Origin of the sequence: Streptomyces sp. NPDC059785, from assembly GCF_042732375.1 — a bacterium.
Lineage (GTDB): Bacteria > Actinomycetota > Actinomycetes > Streptomycetales > Streptomycetaceae > Streptomyces.
The window spans coordinates 277,688-300,689 of the sequence record NZ_JBHWHV010000001.1 but is presented as its reverse complement, the minus strand read 5'-3'; the positions used below and the strand labels follow the sequence as shown (position 1 = coordinate 300,689).

The following is a 23,002-nucleotide window of genomic DNA, read 5'->3' as shown; positions in this document are numbered from 1 at the left end:
CCCGAACAGGGGAGCCCAGGAAGCCAGTAACATGCGGCGCCATGAGCTCCTCCACTGGGCCCGCGTCCGGCCTGCCAGTACGAATGCCGCGCCCCCGCCAGCCCGGCCGGCACCGCCGTCCGGAACCCCTGGCGGCACCCGAGGGTGCGCCCGCGCTCGTTCTCGCGGTGCCCGGCACCCCCAGCGCCGCCACCCGCAGCCTCGCCGAGGAGATCGTGAGCATCGCCCGCTCCGAGCTCCCCGGCCTCGATGCCCGTATCGGCTACCTGGACGGGGACGACGACGAGTTCCCGACCCTCCAGTCGGTGCTGAGCAACGCCGGGGACGAGCGTGCCGCCCGCTTCGAGCAGGCCCGTGCCGCCGGTGCGGACGTGACCGAGCCCGACGGTCCGGTCGGTGTCGTGGTCCCGCTGCTGGCCGGTCCGGACAACGCGCTGCTGCGCCGGGTCCGCCAGGCCGTCATGGACAGCCGGGTCGCGGCCGATCTGACCGATGTGCTCGGCCCGCACCCGCTGCTCGCCGAGGCGCTGCACGTGCGGCTGTCGGAGGCGGGTCTCGCCCGCGCCGACCGGGCCCGGCTGTTCACCGTGGCGACCGCCGCCGACGGCATCATCCTCGCCTCCGTGGGCGGCGAGGAGGCCGTGCAGGCCGCCGGTATCACCGGCATGCTGCTCGCCGCCCGGCTCGCCGTCCCGGTGATGGCGGCGGCCCTCGACGAGGAGGGCGCGATCGCGGCCACGGCCGAGCAGCTCCGCTCCTCCGGGTCGCAGCAGCTCGCGCTGGCGCCGTACCTGATCGGCCCCGAGCTGGACGCCGGGCTGCTCGACGCGGCGGCCAAGGAGGCGGGCTGCTCCGCGTCCGAGGCGCTCGGCCCGTACCCGGCGATCGGCAAGCTCGCGCTGGCCAAGTACGCGTCGGCGCTGGGCATCGCCCCGCAGCAGGCGCAGGGCACCCCCACCCGCTGAACGACCCGCGACCAGACCGAAGGGCCCGCTCCACCGACCGGAGCGGGCCCTCGCTGTCGTACGGACGCCGCGGCCGCCGGCCCGGCCTCGCGGTGCCCGTCAGGTGAAGACCACGCAGGACGCCGCGGGCGCCGCGACGGAGCCGGCCGGGCGCAGGGTCCCGGTGACCGGGTCGACCGCGAACCAGCTGACGTCCCCGGAGCGCTCGTTGGCGGCGTACAGGAAGCGCCCGGAGGGGTGCAGGGCGAGCGCGCGCGGCCAGGTGCCGCCGCACGGGACGGTGGCGACCAGGCGCAGCTCCTCCCCGTCGAGGGCGAGCACGGAGAGGACGTCCGCGCCGCGGGTGGCGGTCCACACGAAGCGGCCGTCGGGCGAGACGACGATGCCCGAGGGGTAGGCGTCGCCGTCCGGTGCGGCCGGCAGGACCGGGGTCTCGGCGAGCGGCCGCAGCATCCCCTCGGCGGCGTCCCAGCGGCAGACGGTGACGGTCGGCGCGAGTTCGTTCAGTACGTAGGCGTGCCCGCCGCGCGGGTGGAAGGCCAGGTGGCGGGGGCCCGAGCCCGGCCGCAGCGCGATTTCGCGGCGTGGCACGAGCGTGCCGCCGTCCAGGGCGCACACCCGCACCGAGTCCGTGCCGAGGTCGACGCTCACCGCCCACCGGCCGCTCGGGTCGGGCTGCACCTGATGGGCGTGCGGGGCCTGCTGGCGCGGCGCGTGCGGGCCCGAACCCTTGTGGACGAGCACGTCGGAGGGCGCCCCGACCAGGGTCCCGTCGTCGCGGAGCGGTACGGCGGTGACGCTGCCGGAACCGTAGTTGGCGGTCAGCACGTGCCCGGCGAACAGGCTGAGGTGGGTGGGCCCGCTCCCGTCGACCGGTACGGGCGGACCGGTGAGTTCCGGCTCGTCGCCGGTGAGCCGGTACGCGGCCACGGCTCCGTCGTCCCGCTCGCTGACCGCGTAGAGCATCCGCCCGTCTGGCGACAGGGCGAGGTACGAGGGGTCGGGCACGGCGTCCACGGCGCCGAGCACCGTCAGCGTGCCGCCGGTCTCGTCGACGGCCGCGGTGAGCACGCCGAGGCCGCCCGCCGCCGTGAACGAGCCGATGTACGCCAGTGATCGCCGCCCGCCGCTCTCGTCCGTCACCGGGTTCCCCTCTCGTCTCGCTCAGCCTCGCCGGGTCTCGCTCGTGGGCTGTTCCGCGCGACGGTAGCAGTCGGCGGTTCGCGGTCTGGACCAAGTCGCCGCGGGGGAGATGGGAGAAGTGGTGAAGAAGGGGCAGCGGTCGGCCCGGTCGACGGCGGGGGCGGTGGAACGCGCGGGCTCAGGCCCCCGCCGGGACGCGGTTCGAGGCGTGGAGGGGTACCGCGAGGTCCAGCAGGGCTCGTTCCAGCGCGTGCAGGTGCGCCAGGACGGCTTCGCCTTCCACGGGGTGCGGTGCGGCCGGGGTCGCCGCCTGCCGCTGCGGGCCGCCGGCCGGGGTCGCGGTGAGTGCCTCGACGGCGGCCTCCACGCGCCGGCACGCGGTGGCCAGCCGCGCGTCGTGCGAGGCGACCGGGTCGGCGGCGACGGCCGCGAGCCCGCGCACCTCGCGCGCGCAGTCGTCGAGCAGCGCCAGGACCCGCCGGGCCCGCCCCTTGCGGGCCCGCAGCGGGCTGAGCGGATGCACCAGCGGCGCGAGCGAGAGCCGTACCCGGCCGAGGATCGACTCCAGTTCGGCGACGCGCGGCGCGGGATCGGCGGTCCCGTCACCGGCGAGCCGGGCGGCGGCCTCCGCGGTGCACGCGTGCACGCAGCGCAGGGCCCGCGCCACCCACGCGTCGGTCACGGAGTGGGTGGTCACCGGCAGCACCAGGAGCACGGCGAGCGCCGCCCCCAGCGCCCCGACCGCGGTCTCGCCCACCCGCAGGGCGAGCAGCCCCGCGTCGAGCACGCCGAGCAGCCCGTACAGCATGCTGGCCATGACGGTCACGGCCAGCATCATCCAGGTGTAGGAGACGGCGGCGGTGTAGAAGATCCCGAAGACGCCGAGCGCGACGAGCAGCGCGGTCGCGACCGGCTCCCCGTGCAGCGGCACGGCGACGGCCAGCCCGATGACGATGCCGAGCACGGTGCCGAGGAACCGCCGGAAGCCGCGGACCAGGGTCTCCCCGCGCGAGGCCGTGTTCACGAAGACCCACCAGGTGGCGCCCACCGCCCAGTACCAGCGCTGCTCGGACAGCAGCTGCCCGGCCGCGAGCGCGAAGCCGGCGCCCGCGGTCGCCTGCACGGCCTGCCGCGTGGTGATCCGGGCGAGCCCCGTCCCGCCCGTCGGCGCCGGGACCGCGGCGGGCGCGGGCAGCCGCCGCTCGTAGCACCACGCCCCGAAGCGCACCGCCGACGACGCGACGAGCGACAGGAGCACGGCCGCGGACAGCTCGGGGAGCTGCCGCTCCACCATGTGCAGGAACTGCGCGGCGAAGAAGGTCATGAAGGCGAACACGCCGAGCGAGTGGCCGCGCGGTCCCCACCGCCGGGCGTACACGCCCGCTCCCACGACGGCGAGGAACGCCAGGTCACGGGCGAGGGGCGCGTCGTGCAGCGCGGCGGCCAGGGCGAGTACCGGCAGTCCGGCGACCGGCAGCAGCGCGGTCGTGACGGCCTGTCCCCGCACCGTCGGGTCCGTCACCGTGAACAGGGCGAGCAGCGCGGCCAGACCGCCGGTGATCGCCGCCGCCAGCGAGTGCCCGGCCGCCCCGCACAGGGCCACGGCGAGCCCGATGCCGAGCACGGCCCGGGTGGCGAACCGGAGCCGTACGCGTCCCGGATCCGGCGCCACGAACGCCCTCTTCAGCAAGTTGTCCCGCCCCTTCCACCCAACGCACCCGACGCATCCGACGCACGATGCACACCCGGACACGCATCCGGACATGGGAATGGCGCCGCGGAGGTCCGCAGCGCCATCGACACACACATCTCAGCATCCGCACGGCTGATGGTTCAACAGGCATGATCCCGACTGGGCCAATGGCTCGGCCCAGCTCGGCCGCAGGCCCGTTCCACAGCGCCAACTGCTCACCGGCGGGGTGACACCGCACGGACAGGCAGGTCGTCCGTTGCCGGATGGCTCAGCCGCCGAGCCGTCCGGAGGGCCATTGGCACCGTTGGTACAGTCACCGGCGGACAACCGTGACAGCAGGGAGGCCGACGGGCCATGGCCGTGGACGCACTCGACACCCGTATCCTCCGGCTCCTGCTGGAGCAGCCCCGTACGAGCGTGCGCGAGTACGCGCGCATCCTCGGTGTCGCCCGCGGCACGCTCCAGGCCCGCCTCGACCGGCTGGAGCGGGACGGCGTGATCACCGGCACGGGCCCCTCCCTGTCGCCCGCCGCGCTCGGCCACCCGGTCCTCGCCTTCGTCCACATCGAGGTCACCCAGGGTCATCTGGACGACGTGGGCGACGCGCTCGCCACCGTCCCGGAGATCGTGGAGGCGTTCTCCATCACCGGCGGCGGCGATCTGCTGACCCGGGTGGTGGCGCGCGACAACGCCCACCTGGAGGACGTCATCCAGTCCCTGATCAGCCTGCCCGGCGTCGTCCGCACCAGGACCGAGGTGGCCCTGCGCGAGCGCGTCCCGCACCGGCTGCTGCCGCTGGTGGAGTCGGTGGGCCACCGCGCGGCGAAGGACTGACCCCTCCCGGTGCCCCGCCGACCGTCCCGTTGACGTTGATGTCAGTGTCGATGAGCATGGCGGCGCCGACCGGCACGGCCGTCGGAGAGGTCCGTTCGGGGTTCGGAGGGGTTCATGGGTTCTGCCGCCGTTCTCGTCGCCAACCGCGGTGAGATCGCCGTACGCGTGCTGCGCGCCGCCGCCGGGGCCGGGCTGCGCACGGTCGCGGTGTACGCACCGGACGACGACCCGCACGTGCGGTACGCCGACGAGGCGGTGCCCCTGGGCGAAGCCGGTTACCTCGACGTGGACGCGGTGCTTGCCGCGGCACGCGGGTGCGATTTCCTGCACCCCGGATACGGGTTCCTCAGCGAGGACGCCGGGTTCGCGCGGCGCTGTCTGGCGCAGGGGGTGCGCTTCGTCGGCCCCTCCCCCGAGGTGCTGGAGCTGTTCGGGGACAAGGCACGCGCGCGTGCCCTCGCCGAGGACCTGGGCGTGCCCGTCCTGCCGGGCACGCGCGGCGGCACGAGTCCGGACGACGCGCGCGCGTTCCTCGAGGGCGGCCCTTTGATGATCAAGGCGGTCGGCGGGGGCGGCGGCCGTGGCATGCGCGTGGTGCGCACCGGCGACGAACTGGCCGAGGCGTGGCAGCGCTGCCGCTCCGAGGCCCAGCAGGGTTTCGGCAGACCCGAGCTGTACGTGGAACGGCTGGTGGAGGGCGCCCGGCACATCGAGGTGCAGATCGTCGCCGACGCGCACGGGAACATCACTCACCTGTGGGACCGGGATTGCAGCGCCCAGCGGCGTCACCAGAAGCTCGTCGAGCTGGCACCGGCCCCGGGGCTGCCGTCACGGACCCGGCGGGACCTGCTGGCCTGCGCCCTGAAGATGGCCCGGACGGCCGGCTACTCGGGACTCGGCACCTTCGAGTTCCTGGTCCGCGGCGAGGAGTTCCACTTCATCGAGGCCAACCCGCGGCTCCAGGTCGAGCACACGGTCACCGAGGAGGTCACCGGCGTCGACCTGGTCGCCGTACAGCTGCGGATCGCGGCGGGCGAGACTCTGGAGGCGCTGGGGCTGGACGGGGAACCGGCCGAGCCGCGCTGTTTCGCCGTCCAGGCGCGGGTGAACGCCGAGGTGACGGCGGCGGACGGCTCGGTCAGGCCGTCCGCCGGGCGGCTCACCCGCTTCGACGTCCCGACCGGCCCCGGGGTACGGGTCGACACGGCCGCGCGCGCGGGAACCGATGTCGGTGTCCGCTACGACCCGTTGCTGGCCAAGGTGGTCGCGAGGGCCCCGCACGGACACGCCGCCGCCTGCGAACGGGCCCGGCGGGCACTCGGCGAATTCGACGTCGAAGGGGTGCGTACCAACATCCCGTTGCTGCGGGCGGTGCTGGCCCGGCCGGAGTTCTGGGCGCACACCGGCTGGGTGACGGACCACCTGGCCGACCTGCTCCCTGCCGAGGCCGCCCCCGGCCCGGCCACTGAGGACGTCGCGGGCGCGGCAGGCACGGCGGGCACGGCCGTCTCGCCGATGAGCGGCACGGTGATCTCCGTCGACGTCGCGCCCGGCGACCACGTACCGGCGGGCGGGCAGCTGCTGGTGCTCGAGGCCATGAAAATGGAGCACGTGGTGCGGGCCACGGCACCCGGAGTCGTACGCGCCCTCCACGCGCGCGTGGGCGACACGGTGAGCGAGGGCCGGACACTCATCGAGCTGGACACGCCGGCCGACCCGGACGCCGCCACCGCGGCGGCGGCGGAAGCCGTGGACCTTGACGCCGTACGACCCGATCTCGCCGAGGCGCACCGCCGTCACGGCATCGGGCTGGACGAGCACCGTCCCGACGCGGTCGCGAAACGGCATGCCGCCGGGCGCCGCACCGCCCGGGAGAACATCGAGGACCTCTGCGACGCCGGTACCTTCACCGAGTTCGGCGCGCTGGCGATCGCCGCGCAGCGCGGCCGGCGCTCCCTGGACGACCTGATCCGCTCGACCCCGGCCGACGGCATGGTCACCGGCACGGGCCGCGTCGACGGCGCGCCGTGCGTCGTCATGTCGTACGACTACTCGGTCCTCGCGGGGACGCAGGGGGTGCAGAACCACCGCAAGACCGACCGGATGCTGGGCATCGCCGGGGAACGGCGGCTGCCGGTCGTGCTGTTCGCGGAGGGCGGGGGCGGCCGGCCCGGCGACACGGACACCACGTCCGTCGCCGGTCTGCATCTGACCACGTTCCACCGGATGGGCCGCCTCAGCGGCACGGTGCCGCTGATCGGCATCGCCTCCGGCCGGTGCTTCGCCGGCAACGCGGCGCTGCTCGGCTGCTGCGACGTCGTGATCGCCACCCCGGAGGCCACCATCGGCATGGGCGGCCCCGCGATGATCGAGGGCGGCGGCCTCGGCGTGTACCGGCCGGAGGAGGTCGGACCGCGGTCCGTCCAGATACCGAACGGCGTGGTGGACATCGCCGTGTCCGACGAGGCGGAGGCGGTACGGGTGGCGCGCCAGTACCTCTCCTACTTCCGGGACCAGGGCGGAGCGAGTAACTCGGGTGACTCGGACCGCCAGGGTTCCCGGTCCGGCTGGGAGGCTCCGGACCAGCGGCTGCTGCGGCACGTCGTACCGGAGAACCGACGTCGCGCCTACGACATGCGCGCGGCCGTGGCGGCGCTGGCGGACACCGGTTCGGTCCTGGAACTCCGGCCGTCCTTCGGCGTCTCCACGCTGACCTGTCTCGTCCGGATCGAGGGCCGCCCGCTCGGGCTGATCGCGAACAACCCGGCGCATCTGGGCGGCGCCCTGGACAGCGACGCCGCGGACAAGACGGCCCGCTTCCTCCAGCTCTGCGACGCCTTCGGCCTGCCCGTCGTCTCACTCTGTGACACACCCGGTTTCATGGTGGGCCCGGACGCCGAACGCACCGCGACGGTACGGCACTTCGCCCGGCTCTTCGTGACCGGCGCGAATCTGCGGGTCCCCCTCGTCAGCCTCGTCCTGCGCAAGGCGTACGGGCTCGGCGCGATGGCCATGATGGGCGGCTCCACCCGGGCTCCGGCGGCCACCGCGGCCTGGCCGAGCGGCGAGTTCGGCGGCATGGGCCTGGAGGGCGCGGTCCGGCTCGGCCACCGCAGGGAACTGGCCGCGATCACCGACCCGGAGGCCCGCGCCCGCGCCTTCGAGGCCCGCGTCGCGGAACTCTACGAACACGGCAAGGCGGTCAACGCGGCGGCCGCCCTGGAGATCGACGCGGTGATCGACCCCGCGGCATCACGGAAGTGGATCCTCGCGGCACTGGACGGCTACGAGGGCGGCGGGGACGGGGGGCGGGGGCACGAGGGGCCAGGACATGAGGGGTGGGGGTACGGAGGGCAGGGGTACGGAGGGCGGGGGTTCGTCGATACGTGGTGACGTGGCGCGTGGCTCAGGAGGGTCCGTCGGCCCACCAGGCTTCTTCGGTTCGGCCGGCTAGGCGGTTCGACGCTAGGCGGTTCGCCCGGCTAGGAACGGCGGCGCGGCTTACCGCGTCCGCCGCTCTTCGCACCGCCGGAACCGCTCCGGCCACCCCTGCCGGACCCGGACCCGGACCTGGTCCCGGACCCGGAGGTCTTTCTCGTCGGCCTCCCGCCGGACTCGGCACCCGTCTTGACGCCCGATTTCGCGCCCGATTTCGCGCCCGATTTCGCTCCTGCGGGCTTGCGCCGAGCGTCGCCCCGCTGCGACCCCTCGCCCTCGCCCTTCCCCTTGGCACCGTCCGGAGTCCGCGCCGCCCCGGAGCGCCCGCGCGAACTGTTCACGGTGCGGCCGCGGACGATGCCGATGAAATCCTCGACCATGTCGGTGGTCGCGTCCTCGGGCCACGACAGCGCGACCCGCGATTCGGGGGCGTCGGTGACCGTGCGGTAGGTGAGGTCCTTGCGGTGGTGCAGACGGGCGAGCGACTGCGGCACGACGAGCAGCCCGATCCCGGCCGCCACCAGCTCGATCGCGTCGGCGGTCGTGGCCGGACGCTCGAAGGCGGGCTGTCCCGGCGGGGTCTCCCAGCCGAGGACGTCGTCGAGCGGGTGCAGCACGATCTCGTCGGCCAGATCGCCGGTGGTCACCTCGTCGACCGCCGCGACCACATGGTCCTTCGGGACGACGACCACCGTGGTCTCGGCGTAGAGAGGGATCGCGCTGAGGTCCGTGCCGTCGACCGGCAGGCGCAGGAAGCCCGCGTCGGCGGAGCCGCCGCGCAGCACGCCGCACGCCTCGGCGGCGGCGACGGGGACCAGGGTCAGCGGGATGTCCGGCAGGCGCTCGTTCCAGATCCGCACCCACTTGGCGGGCGTCACTCCCGGAACGTACGCGAGCCGGAACGAGGGGGATGCTTCCGAGCCTGTCACCTGGCCAGGCTACCCGGCGTGGTCAGAGCTCGCGCACACGCTCGATACCCTTGACACCATGACGTCGCACCAGACCACCCAGACCATGAAGCCCGCCACCGCGGCGAAGAAGCTGGGTGTGTACCTCGAGGCCACCCCCGCCGAGTTCCGGGAGGGTGCCGTCTCACGCGCCGAGCTGAACGCGCTCCAGAGCGACCCGCCCGCGTGGCTGGTGGAGCTGCGGCGCACCGGCCCGCACCCGCGCCCCGTGGTCGCGGCGAGGCTGGGCGTCTCCATCGCGGGACTCGCGCGCGGCGGTGTCACCGAGGCGCTGACCACGGAGCAGATCGACGCGCTGAAGCAGGAGAGCCCCGAGTGGCTCCAGCGGGAACGCGCCACCCAGGCCGAGGTCCGCAAGGAAGCGGCCCGCCTGAAGGAGAAAAAGCGCGCCTGACCGGGACGGAGCGCCGACCGCTACCCCAGGAAGCTCAGACGCACGTGGCGGCTGGCGTTGTCCTTGTTGGTGTCGACCAGGCACACCGACTGCCATGTCCCCAGCTCCAGCCGTCCGCCGACCACCGGCAGGGTGGCGTGCGGCGGGACGATCGCCGGGAGTACGTGATCGCGGCCGTGGCCGGGGCTGCCGTGCCGGTGCTGCCAGCGGTCGTCCGCGGGAAGCAGCGTGTGCAGGGCGGCCAGCAGGTCGTCGTCGCTGCCGGCGCCGGTCTCCATGATCGCGACACCGGCCGTCGCGTGCGGGACGAACACGTTCAGCAGCCCGTCACGGCCGGCCGCGACCTCCCCGAGGAAGCTCTCGCAGTCACGGGTGATGTCGGCAACGGCCTCGTGCGAACCGGTGGTGAGGTTCAGGACCCGGGTGGTGAAGGCATCGGACATGCCACCATCCTGACCCATCCCGCCGATTCCACACGTCAACGCCCCTCAGCCGCCGCCGGGGAAGATACCGGACCCCGGTCCGGTTGACCGCAGTGTGAACGACACCGGGGTGCTCGCCGAAACCGCAGCACGCACGCGCGAAGAGTCGCGGACGCGCGAAGAGTCGCGCACGCACGCACGCGAAGAACGCACGCAGGACGAGGGCCGGGCGCGCGAGGTCGACGTCGTCGTCATAGGCGCCGGCCAGGCGGGTCTGTCCAGCGCCTATCACCTGCGGCGCACCGGTTCGCGGCCGGAGCGGGACTTCGTCGTACTGGACCACGCGCCGCACCCCGGCGGTGCCTGGCAGTTCCGCTGGCCGTCGCTGACGTACGGCAAGGTGCACGGGATGCACTCGCTGCCCGGCATGGAACTGACGGACGCGGACCCGGCCCGGCCGTCGTCCGAGGTGATCGCCGAGTACTTCGACCGGTACGAGCGCGCCTTCGACCTGCGGGTACGGCGGCCGGTCGACGTCCGCGCGGTCCGCGAGGGCGAGGGCGGGCGGCTGCGCGTCGAGACCGACGCGGGCGTGTGGTCGGCCCGGGCGCTGATCAACGCGACGGGCACCTGGGACCGGCCGTTCTGGCCGCGCTACCCGGGCCAGGCGACCTTCCGCGGCCGGCAGCTGCACACCGCCCAGTACCCGGGCCCCGAGAAGTTCGCAGGACAGCGCGTGATCGTCGTGGGCGGCGGTGCGTCCGGCACCCAGCATCTGATGGAGATCGCCCCGTACGCGGCCGGGACCACCTGGGTGACCCGGCGGCCGCCCGTCTTCCGCGAGGGTCCCTTCGGCGAGGACGCGGGCCGGGCCGCCGTCGCGCTCGTCGAGGACCGGGTCCGGCAGGGGCTGCCGCCGCGAAGCGTGGTGTCCGTGACCGGGCTGCCCCTGAACGACGCGATCCGGCAGGCGCTGCGGGACGGCGTCCTGGACCGGCTGCCGATGTTCGACCGGATCACCCCGGACGGCGTGGAGTGGGACGACGGGCGCCGGGTGGACGCCGACGTCATCCTGTGGGCCACCGGCTTCCGCGCGGCCGTCGACCATCTCGCGCCGCTACGGCTGCGGGGGCCGGGCGGCGGCATCCGCATGGAGGGCACCCGCGTGGCCGCCGACCCGCGCGTCCACCTGGTCGGATACGGCCCCTCGGCCAGTACCGTCGGCGCCAACCGTGCCGGACGCGCCGCCGTACGCGACATCAGACACCTGCTGACCGACGCACCGGCCACCGTGTGAGACACGGCGCGTGACGGGTGACGCGTGATCCGTGGTCCGCGGTCCGTGATGCGTGGCGTGTGGCGTCAGGGCGCGGGCGCGGCGCTCTTGCGCTCCTGGTCGCGATCCCCGTGGCGGTCACCGCCGCGGTTCTTGCGGTTGAACTCCTCGACGTTCTTCTTGTGCTGCTCATAGCTCGCCGTGAAGCGCGTGTCGCCCGGCTCGACCGTGACGAAGTACAGCCAGTCGCCCGGGGTCGGATTGATCGCCGCCCGCATCGCCTCCTCGCCGGGGTTGGCGATCGGCGTCGGCGGCAGCCCCATGCGCTGGTAGGAGTTGTACGGGTTGTCGAGCTCGGTGTCCTTCTCGGTGGTGTGCACGGTGCTGCGGTTGAGCGCGTAGTTGATCGTCGAGTCCATCTGCAACGGCATGCCCCGCTCCAGGCGGTTGAAGACGACCCGGGCCACCTTGCCCATGTCGGCCTTGGTGGCGGCCTCGGCCTGGACGATGCTCGCGATGGTCACCGCCTGGTAGACGTTCATCGCGTTGCGCTGGGCGCCCGCGGTGTTCTGGCCGCCGTTGAAGGTCTTGTTCGCGGTGGTGACCATCGAGGACAGCAGCGTCTCGGGGGTCGTCTTCTCGCCGAGCGGATAGGTCGCGGGGAACAGATAGCCCTCCGGGTTGCCCTCCGCGTCGCCGGGCAGCTTGAGGTCGGCCTTGCCCAGGGACTTCTTGGTGGTGCCCGCCGGCACCCGCAGGGCCTTGTCCACCGCCTCGTACACCTGGCCCGCGCGCCAGCCTTCCGGGATCGTCAGTGACGTCGCGCGCGTGTCCGCGTCCTCCATCGTCAGCAGCGGCACCGCCACGGCGGTGGCGGCGACGACGGCTCCGGTCGCGATGAGGGCGATCCGTCCCCGTCGCGTCAGTCGAATCGTGCTCCGTGGCGGAGTGTTCATCTGCATGCGGGCACGGTAACCCGCTAATGCCTACAAACCCGACATATCTTCATCTTGTCGGCTCCAGTTGGGCGTCTCGACGGACCAGAGCGGCGTAACGGCCGTCCCGCTCCAGCAGTTCTTCGTGCGTACCGCGCTCCGCCGCACGGCCGGAGTCCAGGACCACGATCTGGTCGGCACCCCGGACGGTGGACAGCCGGTGCGCGATGGTGAGCGTGGTCCGGTCGGCCGACAGCGCGTCGATGGCTTCCTGCACCGCGCGCTCCGTGCGGGTGTCCAGCGCGCTGGTCGCCTCGTCGAGTATCAGGACGGGCGGGTCGCGCAGGATGGTGCGGGCGATGGCGAGGCGCTGTTTCTCACCACCGGAGAACCGGTGGCCGCGCTCGCCCACGACCGTGTCGTAGCCGTCGGGCAGCGAGACGATGTGGTCGTGGATCTGGGCGGCGCGGGCGGCCGCGTACAGTTCCTCGTCCGCGGCGTCCGGCTTGGCGAATCTCAGATTCTCGGCGACCGAGGCGTGGAAGAGATACGTCTCCTGGGAGACGACTCCCACCGCGCGCGCGAGGGTGTCGAAGTCCAGGTCGCGCACGTCGACGCCGTCCAGCGTCACGCGCCCGCCCGTGACGTCGTACAGCCGCGGCACCAGATAGCTGAGCGTGGACTTGCCCGAGCCGGTCGGACCGACGACGGCGAGGCTGCCGCCCGCGGGGACGGTGATGTCGATGCCCTCGAGGACCGGGCCGCTCTTGTCGTCGTAGCGGAACTCCACGTCCTCGAAGCGGATCTCGCCCTTGACCCGGTCGAGGTGGACCGGACGCTCCGGCTCCGTGATGTCGATCGGCAGGTCGAGGTATTCGAAGATGCGCTGGAAGAGGGCGAGCGAGGTCTGGATCTGCACCCCCGTGGACAGCAGGCTCACCGTCGGCCGGAACAGGCCCTGCTGGAGCGAGACGAACGCGACGAGCGTACCGATGGAGACGGTCGGCCCGCCGAGCCGGAGGGCCATGCCCGCGGTCCAGTAGATGACGGCGGGCATGGCGGCCATGACGATCGAGATCACGGCCATCCGCCAGCGCCCCGCCATGTTGGACCGCACCTCGAGGCCGACCAGGCCCTCGGACTCGTCCGCGAAGGAGCGCGTCAGCGAGTCGGCTCGCCCCATGGTCCGGCCGAGCAGGATGCCGCTGACGGAGAGCGACTCGGTGACGGTGGCGGCCATCGCGGCCATCTGCTTCTGGCGCTGCGTCGCTATCTTCTTGCGCTCGCGGCCGACCCGGCGGCTGATCGCGACGAAGACCGGCAGGAGGAGCAGGGAGACCACGGTGAGCCGCCAGTCCAGCGCCACCATCGCGACGATCGTGGCGACGACGCTGGTCAGGTTGGAGACCAGGGAGGTGGCGGTGGAGGTCACCGTCGCCTGCATGCCGCCGATGTCGTTGGCGATGCGGGACTGCACCTCGCCGGTGCGGGTCCGGGTGAAGAAGGCGAGCGACATGCGCTGCAGCCGGCCGTAGACGGCGGTGCGCAGGTCGTGCATGACGCGCTGGCCGACCGTCGTGGAGATGAGTGTCTGCAGGACGCCGAAGACGCTGGTGACGACCGCACTGAGGATCATGCCGAGCGCGAGCAGGCTCAGCAGTCCGGTGCGGCCCTGCGGGATCGCGACGTCCAGGATCTCGCGCAGCAGGAAGGGCGTCGCGACGGAGACGAGGGACGCGGCGCCGACCAGCAGGCCGACGACCGCGAGCCGCCCGCGGTAGGGACGGAAGAGCTTGAGAATGCGCCGCACCTGCCGCGGCTGCTGTTCCGCATCGGCGGGTGGCGGGGTCCAGGTGGGCTGATCGGGACGCATGGGCTCCTACGGAGGTTGAGGGAACTGTGACAGAAGGAGAGCCTAGCTCATTGTTACCTATACTCACAATGAATAAGGTCCTGATATTGTTCCCGCATGACCTCTGCCGACGCCGACGGCCTGCTCGCCGAGCAACTGCTGCGGCTCACCCGCCGTGTGCACCGCATCCAGAAGCGCCACCTGGAGCACCGCCGCCTGGGCATCACCCCGGCCCAGTCGCGGCTGCTGCGCACCCTGGCGCACTACGGGTCGCCGCCCCGCATGGCCGATCTGGCCGAGCGCCTCGAAGTCGTGCCGCGGGCCGTGACGACACTCGTCGACGGCCTGGAGGCGAACGGCAAGGTGCGCCGAGTGCCCGACCCCGCCAACCGAAGAGTGATCCGCGTCGAGGTCACCGACGAGGGACGCAAGGCACTGCGGGAGCTGCGCAGCGCGCGCCGGGCGGCGGCGGAGGAGATCCTCGCCCCGCTGACCGACGATCAGCGTGAGATTCTGGGCGGACTCCTGGACACCCTGATCGACGGGACGCCGCCCGGCATGGAGCGCGGCTGCTGAACCCCACCGGGGCAGCCGTGCACCTCCGGAGCGCGCCCCGCCGCTCGTCAGGAACCGCCCGTGCCCGGCCGGCTGGGCTCAGCGGTGGCCGGTCGGCTCAGCAGCGCGCCCGGTCCTCGGTGAGCACCCCCTGCACGGTCACCAGACTCCGGTCGTAGCAGCCCGCGGAGCCGTACAGCCGGTAGCGCTCGCTCGTCGTCGCGACCGCGTGCCGCTCCTCACGGGGCACGTTCGCGGTGTACGTCGCGTCGCCCGTGTAGGTGTCGTCGAGCCGGGACCACGCCGTGCGCCGGCCGCCGCGCGCCTCCTCCACCGACGCCCGGTCCCCCAGAGTCAGGACGGTCCGCAGCCGGTCGCCGTCGCCCAGCGTCGTCGTACCGTCCATGGTGTACGTGCGGTGCGTGCGCGCCGTCCGGGGCGCCCCGCGTCCGTCGACGGTGACGTTCTCGTCGTCCGTCCAGCGGGCCCGCAGGCCGTCCGAGGTCTCGCCGTCGGTCCAGCGGTGCTCGGAGGCGTTGGCCAGGGTCCGGTCGACGGTGGTCGCGACCCGTCCGTGCGAGGTGTCGACGTAACCGGAGACCGCCAGCCGGTGGCCGCCCTCGGTCTCCAGGACGTACTCCGCCCCCGGCGTGTACGTCACGGAATTGGTGAGGTCGCCCGCCTCCGCCCGGGTCAGCGCGCCCGTGACGTGTGCGCGCCCGGCGTCCTGCCACACCAGGACGTTCACGGGGGTGCTCCAGCCCGTCTGCCCCTGGGGGACACCGACGACGGAGACGTCGACCCGGTGCGGCCGGCCGTCGTTGAGCAGCCCTGCGAACGGTGTCAGGTCGTACTCGATCGGCTTGCTGTCGAAGGCGCGCGGACCGGGGACCACGTACCAGAGGAACGGATTGGACCAGCCGCCGGTCCATACGGTCGGGAACGGCGCCGCGATGCCCGCGAGCCGGCCGTCGACGCTGATCTGCACCTCGCGGTAGGGGCCGTCGTCCGCCTTGCACGAGTAGGGCGCGGTCTCCGGGACCGTCAGGTACCAGTACTCCTCGCAGCCGCCGCCGGAGCCGGTGGCGTAGACCTCGGCGACGATGCGTTCGCTGTTGCGGGGCGTGGTGAGCGTGCCGTCCCGGAGGGTGAGGACGCGGTCCGGTACGGCGGCCGACGCGTGCGCGGCGCCGGCGGAACCGGTCGCGGCGGAACCGGTCCCGGCGGCCGGTGTCCTCGCCGCCGCGTAGAAGGTCAGCGTGACCCGGACGTCTATGACTCCGGTGTACGTGTCGTCGACCACGTTGCCGATCAGCATCTCGACGTCGCCGGTCCGCCGGAGGGTGTCGCTGTAGCGGGTCACGTCCTTCTCGACGGACCACTCGATCCCGTCGGGCGACGGCTCCGGCGTGGACGTACGCAGAACCTCGACCCCGCCGATGTGCACGTAGCCGAGCCGGTCGAACTGCCGCCCCTCGACCTTGCCGTCGAGCCTGAGCACGACCTTGCTCCAGCGCTCGCCGCACCCGCTCGGCGGGGCGTACGTCCCCGTATAGGGCGTGAAGTCGCGGAACTGCGCTTCCGCGACGGTGACGCGGCAGGAGCGGGTGGCGGGCCGCGACACGGGCGGGGCGGCGGTCAGCGGGTCGTGCCAGTCGGTGCCGAACTCGTCCGGCACCGCGGCGGCCGAGGCGGGGCCCGCTCCGAGGAGGGTGCTCACCGCGAGGATCACTCCGGTGAGCATGGACATGAAGACCGGTCTTCTCATGAGCGGTGTTCTACGCGGACGCCGCCCTCCCCGCAATGCCGCGCAGGACGCCTCGCGAGGCCGCGCGGGACGCCTCGCGAGGCCGTGCAACCCGCCTCCGCGAGGCCGCGCAGGACGCTTCGCGATGTCGCGCAGGACACCCAGCGAGGCAGCGCGGGGCGAAAACCTGCCACAGCGCCTGCGGCGAAAAGCGCTGGCCCGTCGCCTCGCCGGCGTGACAGCCTGCCGCGTCATGGATGCCGACGTGTGGACCGAGCAGGTGGCCGGGGATTACGACGAATCGTCCGCGCACATGTACCGGCCCGAAGTCCTCGGGCCCGCGATGGACTTCCTCGAACGCCGCGCGGGAGACGGCAGGGCCCTGGAGTTCGCCGTGGGCACCGGACGCGTCGCACTGGCACTGAGCGCCCGGGGGGACGCGCGTGGCCGGGATCGGGAAGTCGGAGCCCATGGCCGGGGAGCTCCGCAAGAAGCCCGGCGGCGACAAGGTGCCCGTGGTCCTCGGGGACATGACGACCGCACGCGCACCCGGGCGGCTACCGTCTGGTCTACGTCGTCTACAACGCCCTGACCTGCCTGCTCACCCAGGCCGAACAGGTCGCGTGCTTCCGCAACGCCGCCCGGCATCTCGAACCGGGCGGCCGTTTCGTCGTCGGGGTCTTCGTCCCCGAACTGCGACGCCTGCCGCCGGGCGAGACCGCTCTCCCCTTCCACATCGGCGAGCGGCACGCCAGCTTCGACACCTACGACCCGGTGAACCAGCGGCTGGTCTCGCACCACTGCACGATCGCCGACGGCCGGCAGCACGTTCCGCTCACCGCACCGCTACGTCTGGCCCTCCGAACTTGACCTGATGGCCGAACTCGCAGGCCTCGTCCCGGCCGAGCGGTGGGCCGACTGGAACGAGGCGCCCTTCACCGCGTCCAGCACGTCGCAGGTCTCCGTGTGGCGCAAACCCGGCCGTACCTAGGCCTTCAGGTCCGCCTTGTCCCCCATCACCACCACCGGATGCTGATCCGGGTCGAGCGTGCGCAGCAGGTACTCCATCCCCGACTTGGACAGGCTCACGCAGGCCGACGTGCCACTGCCGTGATCCATGTGCAGCCAGATGCTGCCGCCCTTGGACTGGCCTTCGGGCCGGGTCGGATCGATCGGGGACGTGCCCTTGACCCGGTTGTAATCGATGGCGATGACGTAGTCGAAGTCGTGCCAGTGCGACTTCGCCCAGTAGTGCGGGGCCTGGAAGGACGCCGACTCCGTGTACGGGAGCTGCGCGCCGGGGTCCGCGAGCACGCCGCCCGCGTCGCTGAGCGTGAACACCCCGACGGGGCTGCGCTTGTCGCCCTCCTGGTGGTCGGTGGTCCAGCCCTTCTTGCCGTTGTGCCCCGTCCAACTGCGCGTCTTGTCCCAGGTGGAACCGTCCTTCGTGTAGAGGACGACCGTGGAGTCCGCGGAGTCCTTGCCCTCTCCGTAGACCGCCACGACCTGACGGGAGTTGGCGGGGATCTGCTTCTGCAGCCGGTCTCCGACGTCGGGGATGCGCTTCAGATCGACGGTACGTGCCGCCGTATGACCGGATTTGTCGCCGGACCCCCCGTCACTCTTCGTGTCGCCGCCCCCGCCCGAACCACCGCAGGCCGACAGGGACATCAGGAGAACGCCACAGGCCGCCACTGCGACCCCCGCGCGTATCGAACCGCTCGCACCGCCTGTTTGCATGCCGTCCATCGTCGCACCACTTGTCCGACGAACGCGTTCACCCCCGTCCCCGCCTGCCGTGTCACGGCGATCCGAGGCCGATTCTTTGCCTCGCGTCGAAAAACCGTTTGCCTCCGACCACGCTCCGAGGCGAACCTTTCACGGTTTGTTGTCGGCCTACGCCGCCCTCGCGGGCAGTACGCACCGGCCGCGGCGGACGGTGACGCGTCGGCCGCGCGCCGCCGGTCCGTGCGTCACCGGCGCCCGCGACGGGTGCGCGCGTCGGCCCCTCGTCGTCCATCACCCCTGATACGAGCCACTGGGACGTCATGCAGATTCAAGACCTTCCGTATCCCGATCCGGGCGTGCCTGACACCCGCTCGGGTCCCCGTTTCCTGTGGTGGCTCGGCCGGAACCAGCTCGGCGGACAGCTCAAGGCCTCCCTCTGGGGTCTGCTGCACTTCGTCGCCGTCTCCGGGCTGCCCTTCTGTGTCGGCCTGGCCGTCCAGGCCGTCGTGGACCGGTCCGGTACGCATCTCGCCCTCACCGGTGCGCTGATGGCCGTGTGCGGCACGGGCATCGCGCTGGGCGACACCATGCTGCACCGCGCGGTGGTCACCAACTGGATCACCGCCGCCGCCCGTGTCCAGCAGCTCCTGGCGCGCAAGACCGCACGGCTCGGCTCCGCACTGACACGACGTGTGGCGGCGGGCGAGGTCGTCGCGGTCTCCACGGGCGACGTCGAGAAGATCGGCTGGTTCGTCGAGGTCGTGTCACGTTTCGTCGCCGCCCTGCTCACCGTGGTGATCGTCTGCGTCGGCCTGCTGATCTACCAGCCCGCCCTCGGCGTCGTGGTCGCGGTGGGCGTGCCGGTCATGGGGCTCGCCGTACTGCCCCTGCTGCCGCCCGCCACCCGCCGCGCCGACCAGCAGCGCGAGAAGGCGGGCCGCGCCACCGAACTGGCCTCGGACACCGTGGCGGGACTGCGCGTGCTGCGCGGCATCGGCGGCGAGGGCCTCTTCCTCGACCGCTACCGCCGGGCCTCCCAGGAAGTGCGCCGGGCCGCCGTCCGCTCCGCCCGTATGTGGGCGCTGATTTCGGCGATCCAGGTGCTGCTGCCTGGTCTGCTGACCATCGCGGTCATCTGGCACGGCGTGGATCTGGTCCGCGCGGGCACAATCACCGTCGGCGAACTGGTCACCGCGTACAGCACCGTCATGCTGCTCACGTACCCACTGCACCAGTTCCAGGAGACGGCCATGGCGTACTCCTTCTCCCGTCCCTCCGCCAAGCGCGCCGCCCGTGTGCTCTCGCTGGAGCGGACGACGGACGCGGCGGCCTCCCGCACGACTCCGGCACCGGCCGGTGATCTGTACGACCCGGCGACCGGGCTGCTGGCCCCCGCCGGACGGCTCACCGCGGTGGTGTGCGGCGACCCGGACGCGGCGGGTCTGCTGGCCGAGCGGCTCGGCGGACATCCGGCGGAGGAGGAGCCGTCCGTGTCCGTACTGCTCGGCGGCGTCCCGCTGGACGAGCTGCCGCTCGACTCCGCACGGACCGCCGTTCTCGTCCAGGACAAGGACCCCGTACTGTTGTCCGGCTCGCTGCGCGAGCTGCTCGACGTGCCGTCGTCCGGGTCCGTGAGCGCCGCCGAGGCGCTCGACGCCGCGCAGTGCGGCGACGTCCTGGACGCACTCGCCCAGGGATCGCTGGACGCCCGGGACCCCATGGACGTGCGGATCACCGAGCGCGGGCGGTCCCTGTCCGGTGGCCAGCGCCAGCGACTGGCCCTGGCCCGGTCCCTGATCACGGACCCGGAGGTGCTGGTCCTGGACGAGCCGACGTCCGCCGTCGACTCGCACACCGAGGCCCGGGTGGCCGACGGCCTGCGCTCACTGCGCTCCGGCCGCACGACGGTCGTCTTCACCTCCTCCCCGCTGCTTCTGGACCGGGCCGACCGGGTCGCGCTCGTGCACGAGGGCGAGGTCGTCGCGGTCGGGACGCACCGCGAGCTGGTGCACGAAGACTCCCGGTACCGCGCCGTGGTCACCCGTGAGACCGACGAAGAGACCGCCGGTGACGTCCCTGGGGAGCTGCCGTCCCCGCACCGGGCGAACCACGCCGGCAGAACCGCCAGGGCCAGCAGGACGAACACCGTCGACAAGCTGGAAGAGCTCGCAGAGATCGAGGAGACCGCATGATCGGCCTGGCGCCACCGGCGTACGACCCGGCGGCCCCGACGACGGCGAACACGCTGCCCGTCGGCACCCCCGCGACCGTGCGCGCCTACGTGGCCGAACTGTTTAGCCGGCATCGCCCGGCCTTCCTGCTCCTGATCACGGTCAACACGATTGCCGTGGTCGCCTCGATGGCCGGGCCCTATCTGCTGGGTTCGGTCGTCGAGCAGGTCTCGGACCACGCCCGTGATCTCCACCTGGAACGCATGGCTGCGTTCTTCGTCGTCGCGCTCGTCGTACAGGCCGTCTTCGTGCACCAGGTGCAGCTGCGCGGGGCCGTGCTCGGCGAGCGGATGCTGGCCGACCTGCGCGAGGACTTCCTCGTACGGTCGGTGGGCCTGCCGCCGGGTGTCCTGGAACGCGCCGGGACCGGCGATCTGCTGTCCCGGATCACCACGGACATCGACCGGCTCGCCAACGCGATGCGTGAGGCCGTACCGCAGCTGGCGATCGGCGTGGTGTGGGTGGTGCTGCTCCTGGCCGGCCTCACCGTGACCGCGCCGGCGCTCGCACCCGTCGTGCTGATCGCCGTACCGCTGCTGGTGGCCGGCTGCCGCTGGTACTTCAGGCGCGCCCCGTCCGCCTACCGCTCGGAGGCCGCCGGCTACGCGGCCGTCGCCGCCGTCCTGGCCGAGACCGTCGACGCCGGGCGCACCATCGAGGCGCACCGGCTGGGCGAGCGGCGCATCCGCCTCTCGGACCGGCGGGTCAAGGAGTGGACGGCCTGGGAGCGCTACACCCTCTGGCTGCGCTCCGTGCTCTTCCCGGTCGTCAGCATCACGCACGTGACGGTCCTCTGCTCGGTCCTGATGATCGGCGGGGTCTTCGTCCTCCAGGGCTGGATCGGCATCGGTCAGCTGACGACGGGCGCGCTCATCGCGCAGATGCTCGTCGAACCGGTGGGCCTGATCCTGCGCTGGTACGACGAGCTGCAGGTGGCCCAGGTGTCGCTGGCCCGGCTGGTCGGCGTCCGGGAGATCGAGCCGGAGGCGGGCGACCCGACGGTGGCCCCCGACGGCCGCGACGTCCTCGCCGACGAGGTCCACTTCGGCTACCACGCCGGCGTCGACGTCCTGCGTCAGGTCTCCCTGGAGGTCGCGCCCGGCACCCGGCTCGCCCTGGTCGGCCCGTCCGGCGCGGGCAAGTCGACGCTGGGCCGGCTGCTCGCCGGGATCTACGCGCCCCGCGACGGCCGCGTCGAGCTGGGCGGCGCCGAACTCTCCCGGATGCCGGCCGAGCAGGTCCGCTCGCACGTGGCCCTGGTCAACCAGGAGCACCACGTCTTCGTGGGCTCCCTGCGCGACAACCTGCTCCTCGCCCGGACCAGCGCCGCCGACGCCGAACTGTGGGCGGCTCTCGGTGCCGTCGACGCGGACAGGTGGGCGCGGGCCCTGGACGGCGGTCTGGACACCGAGGTCGGCTCGGGCGGCCTCTCGCTCACTCCGGCCCAGGCTCAGCAGATCGCGCTGGCCCGTCTCGTGCTGGCCGATCCGCACACCCTGGTCCTGGACGAGGCGACCTCGCTCCTCGACCCGCGCGCCGCCCGCCACCTGGAACGTTCGCTGGCCCGGGTGCTCGACGGGCGCACCGTCGTCGCCATCGCCCACCGGCTGCACACCGCGCACGACGCCGATGTGATCGCGGTGGTCGAGAACGGCCGCATCAGTGAGCTGGGCAGCCACGATCAGCTGGTCGCCGCCGACGGCGCGTACGCCGCCCTGTGGCGGTCCTGGCACGGGTAGCGGGCACCCGGCAGGCACCGTCCCGGCCGGTCGGGAAGGCGGGGCCCACCCCCGTCCTGCCCGGTCAGCGGTTCGTGACCTTGTGCCGTTGCGCGGGGCCGACAGTGAGTGGAAGGGTGGAAGGCGGTACCGGTTCGGGGAGCGTCCTTGAGCCACCCCGGCTCGCCGGGGCGCGGCCTGTGCCAAGCGGCCCTGTCGCGCCGCGCGACACGGCGACGCCGGGTCCGCCCGCGTCACCTGGAGGTATCCGTGGACAGCGCCGACGGTTGGGGAGACGACGTCTACCAGCCCGACAGCTCCGAGATACAGGAGGACTCGGGGCTGCTCGACGTCGAGGACACCCTGGACGCCGATGGCGTCGACGATCCTCTGGACCGTGGTTTCTCGCCGCCCGAGCGGCCGTGGGCGGTGGAGCACTCCGGCGTGACCGCCGCGGAACGGCAGCGCGGCGAGAGTCTCGACGAGCGTCTCGCGGAGGAGGTGCCGGAGATCACGGTCACGGACGACGACGGCATCGGCGACTCCGCCGACACCGACGGCGAGCCGCTGGACAGCGAGGTGGGTGCCGCCCGTTCCGGCCGTCTCGTCGCACCCGACGAGGGCGCGCACGAGGACCAGGAGAGCGGGCTCGTCGCCACCGACGTGGGCATCGACGGCGCGGCGGCGTCGGCCGAGGAAGCCGCGATGCATGTCGTCGACGAGGACGCCGTACCGGGCTGACCGTGCCCGTCCCCGCGGCGGCCCCACTCCCCTTCGCAAGGAGCAGCCATGCAGCAGGACAAGCAGCCCGACTACCACCCCGTGGTCTTCCGTGACCGCGCCGCCGGCTACGCCTTCCTCACCCGGTCCACCGCGACGAGCGACCGGACCATCGAGTGGGACGACGGCCACACCTACCCGGTCGTCGACGTGGAGATCTCCTCGGAGAGCCACCCCTTCTACACGGGCAAGGCGCGCACCGTGGACACGGAGGGCCGCATCGCCCAGTTCGAACGGCGGTACGGCGGCGGGAGCACCGGCTCCGGCGGCGACGGCTGACATCGCCCCGGCGGCACCCGCGCCCGTCCCCGCCGGACCGGCCC

Annotated in this window: 18 protein-coding genes and 1 pseudogene; 11 read left to right on the top strand and 8 right to left on the bottom strand. The window is 72.9% G+C overall.

The window, feature by feature from the left end; genetic code table 11:
* Positions 1 to 41 precede the first annotated feature (41 nt).
* Complete coding sequence (locus ACFV6E_RS01430; protein WP_385161823.1) at positions 42 to 965, top strand: sirohydrochlorin chelatase; 924 nt, start codon at positions 42 to 44, stop codon at positions 963 to 965.
* A 99-nt stretch (positions 966 to 1,064) separates the two neighbouring features.
* Here the strand turns inward: ACFV6E_RS01430 and ACFV6E_RS01425 are convergent, their stop codons facing one another.
* Complete coding sequence (locus ACFV6E_RS01425; protein ID WP_385458733.1) at positions 1,065 to 2,108, bottom strand: lactonase family protein; 1,044 nt, start codon at positions 2,106 to 2,108, stop codon at positions 1,065 to 1,067.
* Between the two features lie 178 nt (positions 2,109 to 2,286).
* Positions 2,287 to 3,798 carry an FUSC family protein gene (locus ACFV6E_RS01420; RefSeq protein WP_385458731.1) on the bottom strand — a complete coding sequence of 504 codons (1,512 nt, stop codon included), beginning with the start codon at positions 3,796 to 3,798 and terminating at the stop codon, positions 2,287 to 2,289.
* A 357-nt stretch (positions 3,799 to 4,155) separates the two neighbouring features.
* On the opposite strand from ACFV6E_RS01420, the gene ACFV6E_RS01415 reads away from it, so the two are divergent.
* Positions 4,156 to 4,635, top strand: a complete 480-nt coding sequence (locus ACFV6E_RS01415) for an Lrp/AsnC family transcriptional regulator (RefSeq protein WP_385161829.1) — start codon at positions 4,156 to 4,158, stop codon at positions 4,633 to 4,635.
* A 114-nt stretch (positions 4,636 to 4,749) separates the two neighbouring features.
* Complete coding sequence (locus ACFV6E_RS01410; protein ID WP_385161831.1) at positions 4,750 to 8,028, top strand: carboxyl transferase domain-containing protein; 3,279 nt, start codon at positions 4,750 to 4,752, stop codon at positions 8,026 to 8,028.
* A gap of 89 nt (positions 8,029 to 8,117) precedes the next feature.
* Here the strand turns inward: ACFV6E_RS01410 and ACFV6E_RS01405 are convergent, their stop codons facing one another.
* A complete protein-coding gene (locus ACFV6E_RS01405) occupies positions 8,118 to 9,002 on the bottom strand; it encodes a LysR substrate-binding domain-containing protein (RefSeq protein WP_385161833.1) in 885 nt (294 codons plus the stop codon).
* A 58-nt stretch (positions 9,003 to 9,060) separates the two neighbouring features.
* On the opposite strand from ACFV6E_RS01405, the gene ACFV6E_RS01400 reads away from it, so the two are divergent.
* Positions 9,061 to 9,435 (top strand): DUF5997 family protein, encoded by a 375-nt coding sequence (locus ACFV6E_RS01400; protein ID WP_385161835.1) that lies wholly within the window; start codon positions 9,061 to 9,063, stop codon positions 9,433 to 9,435.
* 20 nt (positions 9,436 to 9,455) lie between these two features.
* Here ACFV6E_RS01400 and ACFV6E_RS01395 read toward each other — a convergent pair whose 3' ends face one another.
* Complete coding sequence (locus tag ACFV6E_RS01395; RefSeq protein WP_385161837.1) at positions 9,456 to 9,878, bottom strand: secondary thiamine-phosphate synthase enzyme YjbQ; 423 nt, start codon at positions 9,876 to 9,878, stop codon at positions 9,456 to 9,458.
* A gap of 232 nt (positions 9,879 to 10,110) precedes the next feature.
* On the opposite strand from ACFV6E_RS01395, the gene ACFV6E_RS01390 reads away from it, so the two are divergent.
* A complete protein-coding gene (locus ACFV6E_RS01390) occupies positions 10,111 to 11,154 on the top strand; it encodes an NAD(P)-binding domain-containing protein (protein ID WP_385161934.1) in 1,044 nt (347 codons plus the stop codon).
* A gap of 65 nt (positions 11,155 to 11,219) precedes the next feature.
* On the opposite strand, the gene mltG is transcribed toward ACFV6E_RS01390, so the two are convergent.
* On the bottom strand, positions 11,220 to 12,095 hold the full coding sequence (gene mltG / locus ACFV6E_RS01385; RefSeq protein WP_385161839.1) for an endolytic transglycosylase MltG: 876 nt from the start codon (positions 12,093 to 12,095) through the stop codon (positions 11,220 to 11,222).
* 43 nt (positions 12,096 to 12,138) lie between these two features.
* Positions 12,139 to 13,941 carry an ABC transporter ATP-binding protein gene (locus ACFV6E_RS01380; protein WP_385161841.1) on the bottom strand — a complete coding sequence of 601 codons (1,803 nt, stop codon included), beginning with the start codon at positions 13,939 to 13,941 and terminating at the stop codon, positions 12,139 to 12,141.
* Between the two features lie 96 nt (positions 13,942 to 14,037).
* Between ACFV6E_RS01380 and ACFV6E_RS01375 the strand changes: the two genes are divergently transcribed.
* Complete coding sequence (locus ACFV6E_RS01375) at positions 14,038 to 14,496, top strand: MarR family winged helix-turn-helix transcriptional regulator (RefSeq protein WP_385458729.1); 459 nt, start codon at positions 14,038 to 14,040, stop codon at positions 14,494 to 14,496.
* A gap of 97 nt (positions 14,497 to 14,593) precedes the next feature.
* Here ACFV6E_RS01375 and ACFV6E_RS01370 read toward each other — a convergent pair whose 3' ends face one another.
* Entirely contained in the window at positions 14,594 to 16,243 is a 1,650-nt protein-coding gene (locus ACFV6E_RS01370) for a peptide-N4-asparagine amidase (RefSeq protein WP_385458727.1), read from the bottom strand.
* Positions 16,244 to 16,475: 232 nt separating this feature from the next.
* Between ACFV6E_RS01370 and ACFV6E_RS01365 the strand changes: the two are divergent.
* Positions 16,476 to 17,213, top strand: a pseudogene (locus ACFV6E_RS01365) (methyltransferase domain-containing protein).
* Here ACFV6E_RS01365 and ACFV6E_RS01360 read toward each other — a convergent pair.
* Complete coding sequence (locus ACFV6E_RS01360) at positions 17,210 to 17,962, bottom strand: hypothetical protein (RefSeq protein ID WP_385161847.1); 753 nt, start codon at positions 17,960 to 17,962, stop codon at positions 17,210 to 17,212. The pseudogene ACFV6E_RS01365 and the gene ACFV6E_RS01360 overlap by 4 nt on opposite strands.
* A 308-nt stretch (positions 17,963 to 18,270) precedes the next feature.
* Between ACFV6E_RS01360 and ACFV6E_RS01355 the strand changes: the two genes are divergently transcribed.
* The 4 genes from ACFV6E_RS01355 to ACFV6E_RS01340 all read left to right on the top strand — a co-directional run bounded on the left by ACFV6E_RS01355 (position 18,271) and on the right by ACFV6E_RS01340 (position 22,958).
* Entirely contained in the window at positions 18,271 to 20,142 is a 1,872-nt protein-coding gene (locus ACFV6E_RS01355; protein ID WP_385458725.1) for an ABC transporter ATP-binding protein, read from the top strand.
* On the top strand, positions 20,139 to 21,920 hold the full coding sequence (locus ACFV6E_RS01350; RefSeq protein ID WP_385161851.1) for an ABC transporter ATP-binding protein: 1,782 nt from the start codon (positions 20,139 to 20,141) through the stop codon (positions 21,918 to 21,920). The genes ACFV6E_RS01355 and ACFV6E_RS01350 overlap by 4 nt, the downstream gene beginning before the upstream one ends.
* Positions 21,921 to 22,169: 249 nt before the next feature.
* Positions 22,170 to 22,640 carry a DUF5709 domain-containing protein gene (locus ACFV6E_RS01345; protein ID WP_385161853.1) on the top strand — a complete coding sequence of 157 codons (471 nt, stop codon included), beginning with the start codon at positions 22,170 to 22,172 and terminating at the stop codon, positions 22,638 to 22,640.
* Between the two features lie 48 nt (positions 22,641 to 22,688).
* Positions 22,689 to 22,958, top strand: coding sequence for a type B 50S ribosomal protein L31 (locus ACFV6E_RS01340; RefSeq protein WP_385161855.1), 270 nt, complete (start codon positions 22,689 to 22,691; stop codon positions 22,956 to 22,958).
* Positions 22,959 to 23,002: the final 44 nt, after the last annotated feature.